The organism is Niallia sp. FSL K6-0212, assembly GCF_038007605.1.
GTDB classification, from domain to species: Bacteria; Bacillota; Bacilli; order Bacillales; family Cytobacillaceae; genus Niallia; species Niallia circulans.
Map to the genome: position 1 here is coordinate 1,859,963 of NZ_JBBOXL010000001.1, position 15,514 is coordinate 1,875,476.

At 32.2% G+C, this 15,514-nt stretch carries 18 protein-coding genes; 15 read left to right on the top strand and 3 right to left on the bottom strand.

Features of this window, described 5'->3' with window-relative positions:
- Position 1 precedes the first annotated feature (1 nt).
- A complete protein-coding gene (locus MHH96_RS08750; protein WP_047941783.1) occupies positions 2 to 1,267 on the bottom strand; it encodes a sensor histidine kinase in 1,266 nt (421 codons plus the stop codon).
- A 598-nt stretch (positions 1,268 to 1,865) separates the two neighbouring features.
- Here MHH96_RS08750 and MHH96_RS08755 point away from each other — a divergent pair.
- The 14 genes from MHH96_RS08755 to MHH96_RS08820 all read left to right on the top strand — a co-directional run bounded on the left by MHH96_RS08755 (position 1,866) and on the right by MHH96_RS08820 (position 10,111).
- On the top strand, positions 1,866 to 2,195 hold the full coding sequence (locus tag MHH96_RS08755; protein ID WP_047941782.1) for a PadR family transcriptional regulator: 330 nt from the start codon (positions 1,866 to 1,868) through the stop codon (positions 2,193 to 2,195).
- A complete protein-coding gene (locus MHH96_RS08760; protein WP_095259380.1) occupies positions 2,173 to 2,748 on the top strand; it encodes an HAAS signaling domain-containing protein in 576 nt (191 codons plus the stop codon). Before MHH96_RS08755 ends, MHH96_RS08760 begins: the two co-directional genes overlap by 23 nt.
- The gene (locus MHH96_RS08765) at positions 2,745 to 3,365 is read left to right on the top strand and encodes an NDxxF motif lipoprotein (protein WP_047941780.1); all 621 of its coding nucleotides are present in this window, start codon (positions 2,745 to 2,747) and stop codon (positions 3,363 to 3,365) included. The genes MHH96_RS08760 and MHH96_RS08765 overlap by 4 nt, the downstream gene beginning before the upstream one ends.
- Before the next feature lie 319 nt (positions 3,366 to 3,684).
- Positions 3,685 to 4,344 (top strand): trypsin-like serine peptidase, encoded by a 660-nt coding sequence (locus MHH96_RS08770; RefSeq protein ID WP_047941828.1) that lies wholly within the window; start codon positions 3,685 to 3,687, stop codon positions 4,342 to 4,344.
- Between the two features lie 21 nt (positions 4,345 to 4,365).
- Positions 4,366 to 4,503 carry a class III lanthipeptide gene (locus MHH96_RS08775; RefSeq protein ID WP_123258863.1) on the top strand — a complete coding sequence of 46 codons (138 nt, stop codon included), beginning with the start codon at positions 4,366 to 4,368 and terminating at the stop codon, positions 4,501 to 4,503.
- Positions 4,504 to 4,565: 62 nt separating this feature from the next.
- Complete coding sequence (gene lanKC / locus MHH96_RS08780; protein ID WP_303985093.1) at positions 4,566 to 7,169, top strand: class III lanthionine synthetase LanKC; 2,604 nt, start codon at positions 4,566 to 4,568, stop codon at positions 7,167 to 7,169.
- Between the two features lie 91 nt (positions 7,170 to 7,260).
- Positions 7,261 to 7,383, top strand: a complete 123-nt coding sequence (locus tag MHH96_RS08785; protein ID WP_201781393.1) for a class III lanthipeptide — start codon at positions 7,261 to 7,263, stop codon at positions 7,381 to 7,383.
- Between the two features lie 37 nt (positions 7,384 to 7,420).
- Positions 7,421 to 7,540, top strand: coding sequence for a class III lanthipeptide (locus MHH96_RS08790; protein WP_201781392.1), 120 nt, complete (start codon positions 7,421 to 7,423; stop codon positions 7,538 to 7,540).
- Between the two features lie 36 nt (positions 7,541 to 7,576).
- Positions 7,577 to 7,696: a class III lanthipeptide gene (locus tag MHH96_RS08795; protein WP_201781389.1), complete on the top strand. Its 120-nt coding sequence runs from the start codon at positions 7,577 to 7,579 to the stop codon at positions 7,694 to 7,696.
- Between the two features lie 36 nt (positions 7,697 to 7,732).
- Positions 7,733 to 7,852, top strand: coding sequence for a class III lanthipeptide (locus MHH96_RS08800; RefSeq protein WP_201781391.1), 120 nt, complete (start codon positions 7,733 to 7,735; stop codon positions 7,850 to 7,852).
- 36 nt (positions 7,853 to 7,888) lie between these two features.
- Positions 7,889 to 8,008 (top strand): class III lanthipeptide, encoded by a 120-nt coding sequence (locus MHH96_RS08805; protein ID WP_201781390.1) that lies wholly within the window; start codon positions 7,889 to 7,891, stop codon positions 8,006 to 8,008.
- 36 nt (positions 8,009 to 8,044) lie between these two features.
- The gene (locus MHH96_RS08810) at positions 8,045 to 8,164 is read left to right on the top strand and encodes a class III lanthipeptide (protein WP_201781389.1); all 120 of its coding nucleotides are present in this window, start codon (positions 8,045 to 8,047) and stop codon (positions 8,162 to 8,164) included.
- 36 nt (positions 8,165 to 8,200) lie between these two features.
- Positions 8,201 to 8,320: a class III lanthipeptide gene (locus MHH96_RS08815; RefSeq protein ID WP_201781388.1), complete on the top strand. Its 120-nt coding sequence runs from the start codon at positions 8,201 to 8,203 to the stop codon at positions 8,318 to 8,320.
- A gap of 81 nt (positions 8,321 to 8,401) precedes the next feature.
- Positions 8,402 to 10,111: an ABC transporter ATP-binding protein gene (locus MHH96_RS08820; protein WP_095259134.1), complete on the top strand. Its 1,710-nt coding sequence runs from the start codon at positions 8,402 to 8,404 to the stop codon at positions 10,109 to 10,111.
- Between the two features lie 154 nt (positions 10,112 to 10,265).
- Here the strand turns inward: MHH96_RS08820 and MHH96_RS08825 are convergent, their stop codons facing one another.
- The gene (locus MHH96_RS08825) at positions 10,266 to 10,448 is read right to left on the bottom strand and encodes a hypothetical protein (protein WP_144545834.1); all 183 of its coding nucleotides are present in this window, start codon (positions 10,446 to 10,448) and stop codon (positions 10,266 to 10,268) included.
- A 559-nt stretch (positions 10,449 to 11,007) separates the two neighbouring features.
- Here MHH96_RS08825 and MHH96_RS08830 point away from each other — a divergent pair.
- Positions 11,008 to 13,728, top strand: coding sequence for a tetratricopeptide repeat protein (locus MHH96_RS08830; protein ID WP_341117101.1), 2,721 nt, complete (start codon positions 11,008 to 11,010; stop codon positions 13,726 to 13,728).
- Positions 13,729 to 13,791: 63 nt separating this feature from the next.
- Here MHH96_RS08830 and MHH96_RS08835 read toward each other — a convergent pair whose 3' ends face one another.
- Complete coding sequence (locus tag MHH96_RS08835; protein ID WP_047941776.1) at positions 13,792 to 15,441, bottom strand: glutamine--tRNA ligase/YqeY domain fusion protein; 1,650 nt, start codon at positions 15,439 to 15,441, stop codon at positions 13,792 to 13,794.
- Positions 15,442 to 15,514: the final 73 nt, after the last annotated feature.

A 15,514-nucleotide genomic window follows, 5' to 3' on the forward strand; every position in this document is an offset into this window, starting at 1 on the left:
ATTATTTCCTTTCTTTAGGTGGTATGAGGACAAACATACTTAAAGTTCGATTATTAAGTTCTGGATATATGTATCCGTTATATCTCTCTAAAGTCATCATAATATTGCTTAGTCCTAATCCATTTTCATAAGTAGTTTTTGTACTATAACCATCTTGAAATATGTTTTCCAAATCTAGCAGCTCTGGATTCACTTCATTTAACACTTCGACTATTAAATACTGATTTTTGTAAAATTTAATGACTATTTCTCTAGAAGCTGTTTCGTTTGATTTTATAAATTCATATGCATTAGAAATTAAGTTTCCGATAACATTGTTAAATTCATAAACTGGCATAGGAATGAGTTCAAATGTATCGGAGATAAAAATATTAAAATTAATACCGTCTTTTTTTAAAATCTGTTTGTATTGAATAAGTAAACCGGCTATTGACATGTAATGTAAAGGTAGAGTTTCAGAAGTTGTCTGAAACTCTTCCGTGAGTTCACTCAGATAAGCTTTTAAATCATTTATTCTATTTAGATGGACTAGAGAATTGATAGTGTTAAGTTGAAAGATAAAGTCATGCCTTTGTGCTCGTATACTTCTTAGATAAAATTTAGCACTTTTCTCTTGCTCAGTTAATAATTTTTTTTCTGCTTTAATAGTGTTTAGATAAACTAAGTACCTTGTAAGGTAAATAAATGCAATACTCGAGATAATTATTAAATAAGCAGAGGTAATCGATATACCGTCATCTTGAATGACTTTAATTACAATTAACATGAATAACACAACAAATAGGGGGAAAATCCACCAAAACTTTGGGGTCTTAGCATGAGAAATGTCCTGGTTAGGTATAAGACTCCTCCTAAATGCTCTTAGAAATAATAATAGTAGAGTTAATAATGAACCGTTAACTAATCCAGAGATAAATCGTATTTGATTAAATGTTGAAGAGCCTGCAAAAAGTAGATCAAAAATAATAATATTTATCAATTGTACAATCAGTAGAAGAGTCATACTTAATAATAGGGATAATATTGAAAAAGTGAATTTCACTTTATATAGCTTGGATATAAGAATAGCCAGAATTACTACAGCTAAAGGCAATTTAATAAAGGGATAACTTAGTGATAGTGTTAAAAATATGGCTGTTCCTAGACTTATAGAAAATAAATAAAGTATTTGTATTTTACTAAAATGAAATTTATTTAATAATTGTAGGGTTATTAAAAGCATTGGGATTGTTTCAAACAGAGCTCCAATAAAATCAATAAAAATCAATGTCTTCTTACACTCCTATAATTAAGTATATAAAAGTTGGAAAAATTAGAAATCAAATAGCGAAAGTATTCGAGCCTATTTTTTATGATAATTCAAACAATTAAGCGTTTCCCATTTTACATATTACCCTTTTATGTACTCTAAATGTCCTAATATGCAGCTTTTTATCCCTTTTATAATTTTCGAGGTATTTATAAACCTGTTTCATTTTATAATGGAAAATATAGGATAAAAGGGTGGTGGTTTAAATACTAAAATACATTTCTATTTATTACGGAATAAAGAAAATTAAAAAAGTAAGGAACAAATAACCTCTGAAAAAAGGTTATATGGATTGGATTTATTTTCCTATTCTCTAAATAACAATGTAACATCAAATTTAAAATAAATCAATTTTTTTACACAAATAGTAAATAATGTTCTCGGATACTTGATGACCTTATGTAAATATATTAGTACTGTTATAATCCATATGATTCCCAGGAATTAATTACTGATAATTAATTCTTAATATTCTGATATTAGGATACAGTGTTAAGTTTAGTACCTTTTAATACACAGATAGTATTAAATAAATTATAAACGCTGGTGATAAATTATGAATGCACAGTTTAAAAAAGGTGTACTAGAATTAATAGTCTTAATAATAATAAACAAAGAGGATGAATACGGTTATTCACTAATAAAGAAGATCTCGAATAAGATTGTTATATCGGAAGGTACTGTTTATCCGATTTTAAGAAGATTAGTTAAAGAAAAGTATGTCACGACATATCATGAAGAATCAAAAGAAGGACCATTTAGGAAATACTACAGAATTACAAAGGAAGGTATAGCTAAACTTGAATCCTTAAAGATGGAATGGAATGAGTTTTTCCTAACAATAAATCGTTTTGTCGAGGAGAATGATAAACTTGAACAAAAATAATTTTTTGAAACTACTCAAAAATAGTTTGAAGTTTATGTCTGAAAAAGAAAAGAAAGATATATTAGAAGAGTATAGCATGCATTTTACGGAGGGATTAAGTGAAAATAAAAGTGAAGAGGAAATTTCTAAAGAATTAGGTAATCCTGAAGAAATCGCTAAGGAATTAAACGCTGTTTATGCGATTAATAAGGTCGAAGAAAAGAAAAGTATAAGAAGTATGCTTACAGCAATGATGTCCATAATGGGTTTAAGTTTAATGAATTGCATTATTATTATAGTGAGTTTATTCTTTATGTTATTATTAACGCCATTTATATTGGCTTATGTCATTGGTGTGCCTATAATGATCCTATCTCCCATAATTTTAATCGTAATGGGATTTGTAGATGGTTCTACCATTGGACTTGGGGAAATTCTCGAGTCTATAAAAGGAGTTATTATAGGAGCCATTTTAGCCATCCTAGGGTATTATATAGGGAAGTCATTTATTAAATTATTTATTAAATATCTAAAATGGAACGCATCAATAGCAAGGGGGAAAAATGGATTATGAAAAAAATTTTTTTTAGTATCCTATTTCTCTTTATATTAAGCGCGTGTTCAAATGAAGAAAATATTGGCACCTCTGAAAACCAAATACCCGATACAAAGAATGTAGAAATCCCTAGTATTATTTTTTCTTCTGACAAACAAAACAGTGTAATTGATGAAAAGGAAATGAAATCAAGTATAAAAACGTACCTAGACACTTATGAAGCATTACAGCTTGCTAGCTATCCATTTGAAGAAATGATCGATGAAGAAAAGGAATTGACTAAAAGTGAATTGGAGAAATTAGACCAAATTTACAGACTAACAAAAGAAAATGATGAAAATTTCTCTAATTATATTTCACAAAATACATTACCTGAAGGGTATCTAGAGGAGTCTGAAAGAATTAGCAGATATATTACAGGTGTAAATGAGATTATTTACGAAATAGATACAATGCTTAATCAACTTACAGACGACATAGAGAAAGAAGTTATTCCGACAGTAAACTTTGATTTAATAAATAAAAAAAGTGATGTAGTGAATGGAAGAGAACAGAAAAAAATAGAAGAGTTTCTCGAGAGGGAGAATATTGATACTAAAGCATTTGGGAAGAATTCACAAGGAAAAACAGAATAATTTTATAGATATAAAAAAGATGTACCGAATTTATTTTCAGGTACATCCTTTTTTGTATGAGAAGTATTCCAGCTTAAGATTAACCTCGATATTTATACGGTAATTCTAAAGGGAAATGCGTGTAATAGCCGGGTTTTTTAGATGTTCTAGAATGTGTGCTGCTGGGACTCAGTCTAGTTATTTCTTATTTACTATTATATATAGAATGATATTATCCTTAAAACATTACTATGAAAATAAAATATTGAATCTCTTATATTTTGGTAGTATTGTTTTTTTATACCAGTCAAAGGAATGAAGAATAATGTTTAAAGTATCTATGAATGAAAATCAAATAATGAACACAGGAATATTGAAAATAAAACAAAATAAAAACAAATTTATAAGTAATGCTTCACTAATTATGGGATTGAAATATCCATTAGTTTGTACTGCTGCACATTGTGTTTTTGATTGGTATAAGCAAACAAATGCGAATGAGATAACCTTTATAACTTATGATAACCACGAATATGAAGTGGAGGAAATCTACGTCAGTAAGGAGTGGGTTCAAAATGGAATAGTAGATTATGATACTGCTTTTCTCACTTTAAAAGAACCGCCTTTAGAAACAGACAATATAATTAAACCTATATTTAATAACACCTCGAAAAAACAGCATGCATTAATACCTTACATACAGAAAAAATTTCTCCGGAAAAATAAAATCGAAATAATAGAAAACATAACATTTGAGGACTATATACACAATTCATCCTTGTTAGGAGTAAAAGGAAAAGCGGGAGTAGGTAGCTCAGGCAGCCCTTGGCTGTTAGAAAAAGATCGTGATTACTTCCAATTTTCAAATACAAGTTTATCTTTTAATAGTGTTAAAGATATAGTGTGGGGCCCTTATTGGGGGGAACACATAGAAAATTTATATCTACATGCCAATAAAAAAGGGAACAACTTAGAAAGTATTAAAACCTATAAATTATAAAACTAGAAAGGAGGTGTGACTATGTCTAGAACGGATGTTTTATCTCTGCAAAGTTTAAGATATAAAAAGAACGATGAGCCGCCAATTGGTTCAAATGTCAGCGTTAACTGCAAAACACATAGTGGTTTAAGCCTTTTTTTCTGTGTAGTTCCTAGATAAGAAATTCAAAAAATTAAGCACAAATTAACTTGGTTAATTTGTGCTTATAATGAGGTGAACTAATGGATAATAGATATATAAAGTACATAAATGAAGGCTATTATTATAATGTTGCTAGTGAAAACAATCAAAGATTGCTCCATTTAGACTGCCCACCAGATAACTACATAGTAATTGATGGAGAACATTGGATAAATGTTTTGGAAAGAAACATTAAACTACCTAATCAGGGCTGGAAGATTCATATTAGTACGAACATGAAAGAGGCGCAAACAACTTTAGATATTGTATCTAAGTTAATGATAGAAAGAAATATATCATTTAAGTACGTAAAAAGTATTACAGAGCTACTAATGAAAGATTCCAAATATGGCGATAGAGGTTCTTCAGGAAAGTTTATTACAATATATCCTGTAAATACTAATCAATTTATCGAGTTATTAAGTTTACTAGAGAATAGCTTATCTCATTTAAAACCTGGCCCGTATATACTAAATGATAAAAGATGGTATGATTCTAACGTCTATTTTAGATACGGTGCCTTCGCTCCAAGATTTACATTTATAGATGGAGTAAAAGTCGATGCTATAGAAAATTTACAGGGTGAACTTATTGAAGATAAAAGGGTTCCTTATTATTATCTGCCTGACTTTGTAGAAGAGCCTCCAGAAATTATAGCCATGGACAAAGCGATGGATCAAAATGATACTTATTCACCCCTTGAAAATTATGATATTAAAGAGGCTCTACATTTTAGTAATGGCGGTGGCGTATATATCTGTGAGAATAAATTAAAAAACAATACAAAGGTCATTCTAAAAGAGGGAAGGCCTCATGCCGCGGTAGATGCACAAGGTCGTGATGCATTTTCTAGGATTGTAAACGAAAGTGAGATACTTGATAAATTAGAAAAAACAACATTCCCAGTTAAAAAAATAAGTTCCTTTCGTGCGTGGGAGCATTATTTCATCGAAGAAGAGTATATCGAAGGCGATTCACTGTCTGAGTGGCTAGTTAAGAACTACCCTTTCAGCTCTACCCTAAAAAATGAGTCTTACACTGAAGCATGTATAAATATTATTAATCAACTTATTGAGGCTATACATGAAATTCATGAGCATAATGTAGGAATGGGCGATTTACAGCCTGCAAATGTTATAGTCACTCCCGAAGAGAAAGTAAGATTAATAGATTTTGAAACAGCAAGCACAACAAATGATTCTCTTTCTGGATTAATGACTCCTGGTTATATAGGCCATCAAGAAATGAATAAAGAACAAAGTGATTGGTTTGCATTACTAAGGATAGCAAAACAGTTATTTGTACCAATTGGAAGTGTTCAAGATATTTCCTGGAATTTGGATACCATTCATAGTAAATGGGTGCAGGTTGTATTTGGAGAAAAAGCGACTAAAATAATTGACAAAGTTAAATCGCTGTGTGACTTCTATCAATCACGTCCTATGGACGAGTTATTGAGTACAAATGGCCAGTTAAAACAAGATTTTGATTTATCTATCTTAAAATTAAAATTACGGAATTCCATATTAAAAGACGTTAAAATGGAAGATAGACTTTTACCGGGAGATATTCGTCAATATGAAATGGAAGCAGGAATAATAAATGTATTGACCGGCGGCTTTGGTACGGCAATGGCTTTACATAGAACCGGTGGAATAAATCAAACAGTAAAAGATTGGATTGAAAAACAAGAAATCAATCAATTACTTCATTTAGAAAATGGCTTATTTACTGGAAAAATGGGAATTGCTGCAGTTTTATGGGAATTAGGTTATCAAGAAAAGGCAAAAGCCCTATTTGATTCAGACATTGATATTAAAAACATGGAAGATATTTCTCTTGCAGCAGGTTTAAGTGGGATTGGGTTGGCATACTTAGGACTTAGCTACGAATATGATAATCCTAGATATCTAGATATTTGTCTCTCTATTGGAGAGATATTAATAGATAAATTAAATTCTAATGCACCTATCATTACTTTTGATTACGACGTGGTTGATAAGGGAGTCATGACAAGTTGGTCAGGAGTTTCCCTGTATTTTACTGCATTATATAAAAAAACAAAGGATCAAAAGTGGCTGGAATTATCAGAAAAGGCATTAGAAAAGGACTTGAAATTAGGGGTATTTGATGACGATGGCTTGTATCATATAGATGATGATTTTAGGATTTTACCATATCTCGCTGGTGGAGGAAGTGGACTGGCTATTCCTATAATTGAATTAGAGCTGAATGCAGACATAAAGAAATGGGATAAGGAAATTGATGGAATTTGCAAAATTTCGAAAAGTAAATGTTTTTATAACGCTGGATTATTTCAGGGAACCACTGGTATTTTAGCTATTGCAAATCTCCTAGAGCTATATACCAATAAAAACAGTTTAGTCAGCTCAGCTTTATTTACCCTTAATCTACATTTATTAGAGAATGATGACTGTATATTTGTTCCTGGGGATTCATGCTTTAGACTTTCTGGCGATATTATGTCTGGTTCTGCTGGCCTACTGTTAGTAATAAACGATATTTTAGAGAATAGAAACTACTCCTGGTTACCAATACTCAACTTAGAAAAGGTATTTAATTCTTCGATCTTAATAGGGGAAAATTCGCAAAGGAAGGTAGAACTATCCTTCTCTGGTAATTAATTGACTCTCGTGATGTAAAATATATCATTTTATGTAAATAAAAGGATTCAAAGATGATGAGCAAAATTATTTATTATAGGAGGTGATAAAAATGAAAAACGTTCTTGGTTTACAAAAAATAGGTAAGAAAGAACGGAAAAATGGAGATGTATTAAAGTCATCTGTGAGTTTAGGCTGTTCTCCATCAAGTAATACTAGCTGGTTCTTTTGTTAATTCTTAAAAAATACTATTAAGAAAGAAGGAATGGGAAATGAACAAAGTGTTATCTTTGCAAAAACAAGCTGTATCAAAAGACGTACAACTAAAAGCAAAATCACTTGCGAGTATTCAATGTAAAGGAAGTAGCAACGCAAGCTGGTTCTTCTGTTAATTCTACAAAATACTATTAAGAAAGAAGGAATGAGAAATGAACAAGGTATTATCTTTACAAAAAGAAGCGGTATCAAAAGATGTACAACTAAAAGCAAAATCCTCTAAAAGCATTCAATGCAAAGGAAGTAGTCACGCAAGCTGGTTCTTCTGTTAATTCTTAAAAAAACTATTAAGAAAGAAGGGATGAAAAATGAACAAAGTATTGTCATTACAAAAAGAAGCTGTATCAAAAGAAGTTCAATTAAAAGCGAAATCACTTGCAAGTATTCAATGTAAAGGAAGCAGCAACGCAAGCTGGTTCTTCTGCTAATTCTACAAAATACTATTAAGAAAGAAGGAATGAGAAATGAACAAAGTATTATCTTTACAAAAAGAAGCTATATCAAAAGATGTACAACTAAAAGCAAAATCCTCTAAAAGCGTTCAATGTAAAGGAAGTAGTCATGCAAGCTGGTTCTTCTGTTAATTCTTAAAAATACTATTAAGAAAGAAGGAATGAGAAATGAACAAGGTATTATCTTTACAAAAAGAAGCGGTATCAAAAGATGTACAACTAAAAGCAAAATCCTCTAAAAGCATTCAATGTAAAGGAAGTAGTCACGCAAGCTGGTTCTTCTGTTAATTCTTAAAAAAACTATTAAGAAAGAAGGAATGAGAAATGAACAAGGTGTTATCTTTACAAAAAGAAGTTATATCAAAAGATGTACAACTAAAAGCAAAGTCCCTAGCAAGTATTCAATGTAAAGGAAGCAGCAACGCAAGCTGGTTCTTCTGTTAAGACTAGTAAATGATTTCTGTAAAAGACAATAAAGTTTGGTCAATCAAGCTTTATTGTCTTAATTAATGAGGTGAATCTTAATTGAATGCGTATAAAATGCTCCTATTAGCAATTAATGATACAAAGAAGAAATTACTTTTGGTCACAATTATAATTGCATCTATTTTATTTACAGCAGCAACTTTATTTTTCCCACTTTTGGTAAAGGATATTGTTGATGAATTTTCAATGAATGAGATAAGCCTTTGGATGGTTGGAGGTTTAGTTTTATTCTTAGTAATAAAATCTATAATTGAAGCCGTTAATCAGTACATAATATCTAAATTTGGTAACATGGTAATTCGCGATTTACAAAAAAATATCTACAATAAGGTTATTTATTTTAAAGTTGATTTTTTTGATGATTACCACAGCGGAGAATTATCAAGTAGAATCGTAAATGATACAGAAATTGTTAAAGATTTAATCACATATCACATCCCTAAATTAGTTACGGGAATTATAATGATACTTGGTGGATTAGCATTAACAATTATCCTCGATTGGAAACTAACGGTTGTGGTACTAATAATTGCTCCATTTATATTTGGGATTATATTTCCTCTGATGAGGAGAATGGAGAATACTGGGGATAGACAACAAAAAGAAACTTCTGTTTTTATTTCAAAAACGCAAGAGACTTTTAAAAATATAAAGATGGTGAAGGCTTCAACAGCTGAAAAACAGGAAAAATCATTAATGTTTAAGTGTATTGATAGACTATACAATGCTAACTTATATGAAAGTAAAATTTTTGCTATAGTAGCTCCTTTAGTGAATTTTTTACTTATTCTAGGCTTATTAATAGTGGTAGGATATGGGGCATATAGAATCTCAGTAGGAACATTAACTATAAGTACATTAATTGCGTTTGTAATCTATGCCTTTCAAATGATGACCCCAATGAGTTCCATTAGTGGATTTATTGGAGAGTACCATAAAGCTAATGGTGCAATTAAAAGTTTAAATAATATAATGAATAATAACGAAGTTGAATACACTGGTAATACAGAGTATAAATTTCTACATGAATTATCCTTTAATCAAATTACTTTTGGGTACAAAGATAAACCTATGCTTAGTGATATCAGCTTTACTATTAAACGAGGGGAGTCTCTAACGATTGTTGGTCCTTCAGGATCTGGGAAAACAACTTTAATTAACCTATTGGAGAAGTTTTATCATCCAGAAAGTGGTTCCATAACAATAGACAATATCAATATCAGTCATTTGAACACATATGAACTTCGAAAAAACATTGGGATAGTAAGCCAAGGTTCCTCCTTAATTAGCGGTACCATTTTAGATAATTTGCTATATGGTCTTGATGAAGACCAAATTGATGAATCAAAAATAAGAGAGGCTTTAAGGTATGCGAATTTACAAGAGTTTGTTGATAGACAGAAGGACAAACTTAATACAAATATAGGGGAGAGTGGCGACAAATTATCAGGGGGAGAAAAACAAAGATTAAATATAGCTAGGCTATTTTTGAAGAACCCGGATATAATTTTATTGGACGAACCTACCTCAAACTTAGATATAGAATCTAGAAATTTAGTATTGGAATCAATAAACAAACTTACTAAAGATAAGACAGTGATTAAAGTAACTCATAACCTAGAAGAAGTAAAACCAGGTGACAATGTATTATTCATTGAAGATGGAGAAATTGTATGTGAAGGTTCCCATGAAAGAATGAGTGAGATGAATAAAAGATATAAAGAGTTTATTTCTACAGCTGCGGTGTAGTTTGTAGTTTCGGGATTACAGTAAGTAGATTAAATGTTTATCTACTTACTGTTTTTTAGTGTTGATTTTGTGCTAATTCGAACATTTTTCCACGATCTATTCTTCCTTTTTCTTAAGCAATTTTTGCTTATTCCTTAAACTTCTAAGAGATTACTCACCTGCCATACCATCGTATTGGCATACTAATACTGTCTTTTTCGTTCTGCATAGCTCTTGCCCATTCCATTTGGAACAATATAAAAAAATCATCAACATTAGCAGAGGGACGCTCGGACTCTTTTTTTCTCGTTAAGTATGATTTATTCGTGTAATTCTCATAATCAACGACAACCTCCATGATGTTTTGAAAAACCCCCTTTCATTTCCATAAGTTAGTTTCCAGGGAATAATTTCTTATTTGATTGGGGAGTTGTAGCTTCTACTCAGGATAGATGGAAAGAATAGGAAGGATGAATAGCGGTTATTTTCCAAAGAGTATGTTCCTTTAAAATCTAAGGGTCTATTGCTATTATCCTGGAATAATCCCCACTCTGTTAAAGGAGAAAGTGAACTAGGTAAAAAGACGGAGAGGATAAATAAAAAACAGGGAAGAAAGGTACGATGGACACTAGAGGATGAGGAGAAGAATCAGTAATCTTAAATATAATAGTACCTAGATTTAAAGAGGGAATATACTGCGCTTTCGCTTATATCACGAAGAAATACCCAACCATTCAGAACGATTACTTAGCCTGTTATTATATTGTAAAGAGATTGAATCGGTTTCGAAATCCATGAAATAATCTGATTTGCTACAATGAAGGATAGCCTACATAAGACATAATGATGACGGATGAGCATAAATATATTATTTAGAATGATAAAAAACCACTCTAAATGAATAGCAGGGGGAAGTTATGACATTAGAAAAAAAACTAATTGAAAAAACGTATTATGAAGGATACTTACAGGATAGAGACGAGTCGCCAATTGAAGTTTTAGGCCAATTATATATAGCGGAACAAAGAAAGAATGTTCCAGATCTAACCTCCATCCGTTTCGCACAAGGTGAATTATATTTTCAGTACCATGACTATGAAGCGGCAATTTTTAAATGGGAGAATATTAGTAATGAATTAGAGCCATGGGCAAAGAAGAATCTAGCAGATGCATACTTGGAATTAGAGGAATATTCAACAGCGGAAAGTTTTTATAAATCTGTTGTGACAGATTCAGAGCTTTTACAAACAGAAATATCTTTGCAACTATTTTCTTTATATTTCCAAAAAGGGAATCATGAAATGGCATTGGGGATTATTAATAATCTAGTTCTTACTAATCCAGACTATGCGAATATACCAACTATCGCAAAATCATATTATGAAGAACAGCAAAATTGGGAAAAGGCAGTAGAGCTTGCTGTTAAGGAAGGAAAAAGAACAGATGGATTAAAATGGTATGAAGCATTAATTCATTATAGCAACTTAGGAGTGATTCAGCAGTTTGAGCCTGCATACTTTATAGAAAGCTTAAAAAATCTTCAAGAGTTAGACTTTGCTACTTTTGAGAGATTATCTATATCATTATGGAAAAACTATGAAGACACAGCCTATTATCTAACATGGGTAACGGTATTTAATAGCATTTATGAACCTGTTCCTTGCGAAGGAGAAGAAGGATTGGCGCATATTTTGGAAGGTGCGTACGCTCTTTTAATTGATGGCAGTTATTCGATTAAGGAAGTGGAAGAAATTGTTCCGGCTCTTTTATCCAATTACTTCTTATCTTCAATTGGACAACAGACTGTATCGGCAGCATCGGCAGTTTTAGCTTGGAATGAAATGTTTAAACATTCGATGGATCAATCTGTTGTATCAAAAGCAGAGATGGTTATTAATGAAACAACAGAAACAAATATATCATTCCAGCAATTTATGAACTTATTTGAATCTATTATCGAGTGGGCAGATAAGCATGATATTCCATTAGATAAGAAGTTTGCCCAAAAGGTACACGATTTTCTTCCATCGAATCATTATCAGTTATTAATGGTAGGATCTGCTGGCAGCGGTGTAAATGCCTATATTAATGAGCTAGTAGGAGAGACTGTTTTAGCAGAAGATATAAATGCGATTTTAACGATAAAGGATAATGACTATCTAGAAATAAACGAAGTAACCAATTCTGGCTTAAAATTAATTGATACACTCACGAATTTTTATGAAGAATTGCTTGTTCAACAGGAGAGTCCGAGAGTGTTCCAGTTAGATACTCCTTCTCATTATTTAAACCAAAATAGATGGACGGTTACTACTGCTCCTTTTGTAGAAGATGCATCTTACGCAGATTATGCTATGCTTGCTGACAGTCTCTTATTTGTTATTAATGAGCGATCTGTTTTTTCTTATACGGAATATGAACAATTAAAGCAATGGAAGGAAAAATCGCCATTTTTAACACTGCAATTTTTAATTTATATCGATGATTTAGATAATGAAAAAGTAGCATCCAAGCGTTTACAAAAGGCGATGTCTGCAATTCAGCATTATTTTCCAGATAGCAAAATCTTTATTTATTCCAAGCAAGAGGAGAGAGAAGCTCAGCTAGATGAAATTAGCCGTTATTATTACCACCATTTTGCAGCTAGAAAGATGAATGAAGAACGATTGCAAAGCTGTATTTCTATCATTCAAGATTTAATTACTAATCTATTGGATAAACGATTGGATATGGAAGATAGTTTAAAAGCATCACTCCAGCTTTATGAGGAAATGGTCAGCAAGCTGACTGGAGCTAAAAATCAACTAATTGATATGGAAGCCTCTAAAAGTGAGTTAATAACAAAGCAGTTTGATGAAATCAAAATAGAAACGCAAGAAGCAATTAAAAAGGAAATTCCAGCTATTTTAAAAGGATGTAAGGATATTATAAAAGAAGATAGTGATTATAGTAAAATGCATATCTCTCTAAATAAAGAGATGAATAAACGAGTAAATGAGTACTTAAATGAAACATTATCGCCGAAAATTCATCGAAGTATTGAAGAATGGATTCAAGCAGCTCATAAACAATTAGAGGATGGCCAACTATTCCTTAATGAGCTAAGCAAAGGCTTCAATGGAATTTACAAGGAGCATCCAATAGAGCTATCTTGTGATTTTGTGATTATAGAAGATTGGAAAAGAGATGCACGCCGGTTATCAAGCGGACTTCGCATCGAACCATTAAATATTTTCAATCGTTTTAATGCATCCCAAGTATTTTTGAAGAGTGCTGGGAAGCTGCTTGGTGCAATTCAGCAAAATAACAAAATGCTTCAATCAAGATATCAAAAGTATCTGGAAACAGAGGATTTTTCTGATGTGGCAGCATCTGTTTCGACAGCAGTATTGCAGCATTTTGATTTCTATGAAAAGGGATTGGAAAATGATATTAAAATGTTCTTTGTCCGTCCAAAAAGGACATTAGAGCAATTTGCTGAGGAAAAATCAAAAGATATCGTAGAATATAAGAATTTATTAGACCGATTAAAGAATAATCCAGAATTGTTCCATGACCCATTGAAGTTATTCGAACTACGCCTCTTGCAGTATGACTGGCTTGCCAATACTACCAAGCCAGCAACAACATGGACGTAAGCCATATAAAAAGGGAGGAGAATAGTCGACTTATCGATTATTCTCCTCCCTTTATTCTATTGCTTAAAGTTTAAAGGAGCTTTTCAAGGAAACGATGCGATTAAATACCGGCTTTTCTGAAGTGGTATATTTAGGATCCACATTGAAATATCCGTGGCGGAAAAATTGGAATTTATCTTGTGGCTTAACATCCTTCATATTTGGCTCAATAAAGCCTTGAATGACTTCGAGAGAATTTGGATTTACATAATCTAAGAACGTTTTTCCTTCTTCCATTTCCTCATCTTCATCGGTAATTAGCGGTTCAAATAAACGAAACTCCGCAGGGATAGCTTGAGATGCTTCTACCCAATGCAATGTTCCTTTTACTTTTCTACCAGTAAACCCACTTCCACTTTTTGTTTCTTTATCATACGTACAATGAAGCTCGATTACATTGCCTTCTTCATCTTTAATTACTTCTTCGCACTTAATAAAGTAAGCATGCTTCAAACGCACTTCATTACCAGGGAACAAGCGGAAATATTTTTTTGGAGGATTCTCCATAAAGTCTTCTTGTTCAATATAAATTTCACGAGAGAATGGAATTTGTCTAGTGCCCATCTCCGGATTTTCTGGATTGTTTTCCGCTTCTAGCATTTCTACTTGACCTTCCGGATAGTTAGTAATAACTACTTTTAACGGATTTAGAACACCCATCGTACGAGGTGCTTTTAATTTTAAATCTTCCCGTACAAAGTGATCAAGCATGGCAGAGTCCACTGCACCAGAGCCTTTTGAAATTCCTAATTCCATACAGAAATTACGGATTGCTTCAGGGGTAACTCCTTTTCTTCTTAAGCCAGAAATGGTAGGCATGCGTGGATCATCCCAGCCATCCACATAGTTTTCGTCCACAAGAAGCTTTAATTTACGTTTGCTCATTACGGTATTCGTAATATTTAAACGGCCAAATTCGATTTGTTGTGGCGTGCTTTCCATCTCACATTCGCGAACAACCCAATCATATAGAGGACGTTGATCTTCGAATTCTGTTGTACAAAGTGAGTGTGTTACGCCCTCAATTGCATCCTCTATTGGATGAGCGAATGCGTACATTGGATAAATACACCATTTATCGCCTGTATTGTGGTGAGTAGCATGGGCAATACGATAAATAACAGGATCCCTTAAGTTAATATTAGGCGAAGCCATATCAATTTTTGCACGAAGAACCTTCTCGCCATTACCGAATTCGCCATTGCGCATTGCCTCAAATAATTGAAGATTTTCTTCCACTGTGCGATTACGATAAGGACTTTCTTTTCCTGGCTCTGTTAACGTTCCGCGATATTCGCGAATTTCATCGGCTGATAAATCATCAACATAAGCGAGCCCTTTTTTTATTAATAAGACTGCACGGTTGTACATTTCCTCGAAATAGTCAGATGCAAATAATAAATTTTCCCATTCATATCCGAGCCATTCTACATCTTCCTTAATAGAGTTTACATATTCAATGTCCTCTTTTAAAGGGTTTGTATCGTCGAAGCGTAAGTTTGTCTTACCTCCAAATTCATCTGCTAGTCCAAAGTTAATAAAAATTGACTTTGCATGACCAATATGCAGATATCCATTTGGTTCTGGCGGAAAACGCGTGATAACCGTATCATGCTTCCCAGTTTCTAAATCTTCTTTCATGATGTTTTTTATAAAATTAGAGCCCATCTCCAAGATTATAGCCACCTTTCTAATATGTATGAATACTTTTAGAATAAAATATTTAGCTTAGCCATTCGTCTCTATC

What these genes read in the sequence shown, in the direction of transcription:
- MHH96_RS08755 (WP_047941782.1), top strand. Translation starts at nt 1,866, where the DNA reads ATGAATGCACAGTTTAAAAAAGGTGTACTAGAATTAATAGTCTTAATA.
- MHH96_RS08760 (WP_095259380.1), top strand. Translation starts at nt 2,173, where the DNA reads ATGATAAACTTGAACAAAAATAATTTTTTGAAACTACTCAAAAATAGT.
- MHH96_RS08765 (WP_047941780.1), top strand. Translation starts at nt 2,745, where the DNA reads ATGAAAAAAATTTTTTTTAGTATCCTATTTCTCTTTATATTAAGCGCG.
- MHH96_RS08770 (WP_047941828.1), top strand. Translation starts at nt 3,685, where the DNA reads ATGAATGAAAATCAAATAATGAACACAGGAATATTGAAAATAAAACAA.
- MHH96_RS08775 (WP_123258863.1), top strand. Translation starts at nt 4,366, where the DNA reads ATGTCTAGAACGGATGTTTTATCTCTGCAAAGTTTAAGATATAAAAAG.
- lanKC (WP_303985093.1), top strand. Translation starts at nt 4,566, where the DNA reads ATGGATAATAGATATATAAAGTACATAAATGAAGGCTATTATTATAAT.
- MHH96_RS08785 (WP_201781393.1), top strand. Translation starts at nt 7,261, where the DNA reads ATGAAAAACGTTCTTGGTTTACAAAAAATAGGTAAGAAAGAACGGAAA.
- MHH96_RS08790 (WP_201781392.1), top strand. Translation starts at nt 7,421, where the DNA reads ATGAACAAAGTGTTATCTTTGCAAAAACAAGCTGTATCAAAAGACGTA.
- MHH96_RS08795 (WP_201781389.1), top strand. Translation starts at nt 7,577, where the DNA reads ATGAACAAGGTATTATCTTTACAAAAAGAAGCGGTATCAAAAGATGTA.
- MHH96_RS08800 (WP_201781391.1), top strand. Translation starts at nt 7,733, where the DNA reads ATGAACAAAGTATTGTCATTACAAAAAGAAGCTGTATCAAAAGAAGTT.
- MHH96_RS08805 (WP_201781390.1), top strand. Translation starts at nt 7,889, where the DNA reads ATGAACAAAGTATTATCTTTACAAAAAGAAGCTATATCAAAAGATGTA.
- MHH96_RS08810 (WP_201781389.1), top strand. Translation starts at nt 8,045, where the DNA reads ATGAACAAGGTATTATCTTTACAAAAAGAAGCGGTATCAAAAGATGTA.
- MHH96_RS08815 (WP_201781388.1), top strand. Translation starts at nt 8,201, where the DNA reads ATGAACAAGGTGTTATCTTTACAAAAAGAAGTTATATCAAAAGATGTA.
- MHH96_RS08825 (WP_144545834.1), bottom strand. Translation starts at nt 10,448, where the DNA reads ATGGAGGTTGTCGTTGATTATGAGAATTACACGAATAAATCATACTTA.
- MHH96_RS08830 (WP_341117101.1), top strand. Translation starts at nt 11,008, where the DNA reads ATGACATTAGAAAAAAAACTAATTGAAAAAACGTATTATGAAGGATAC.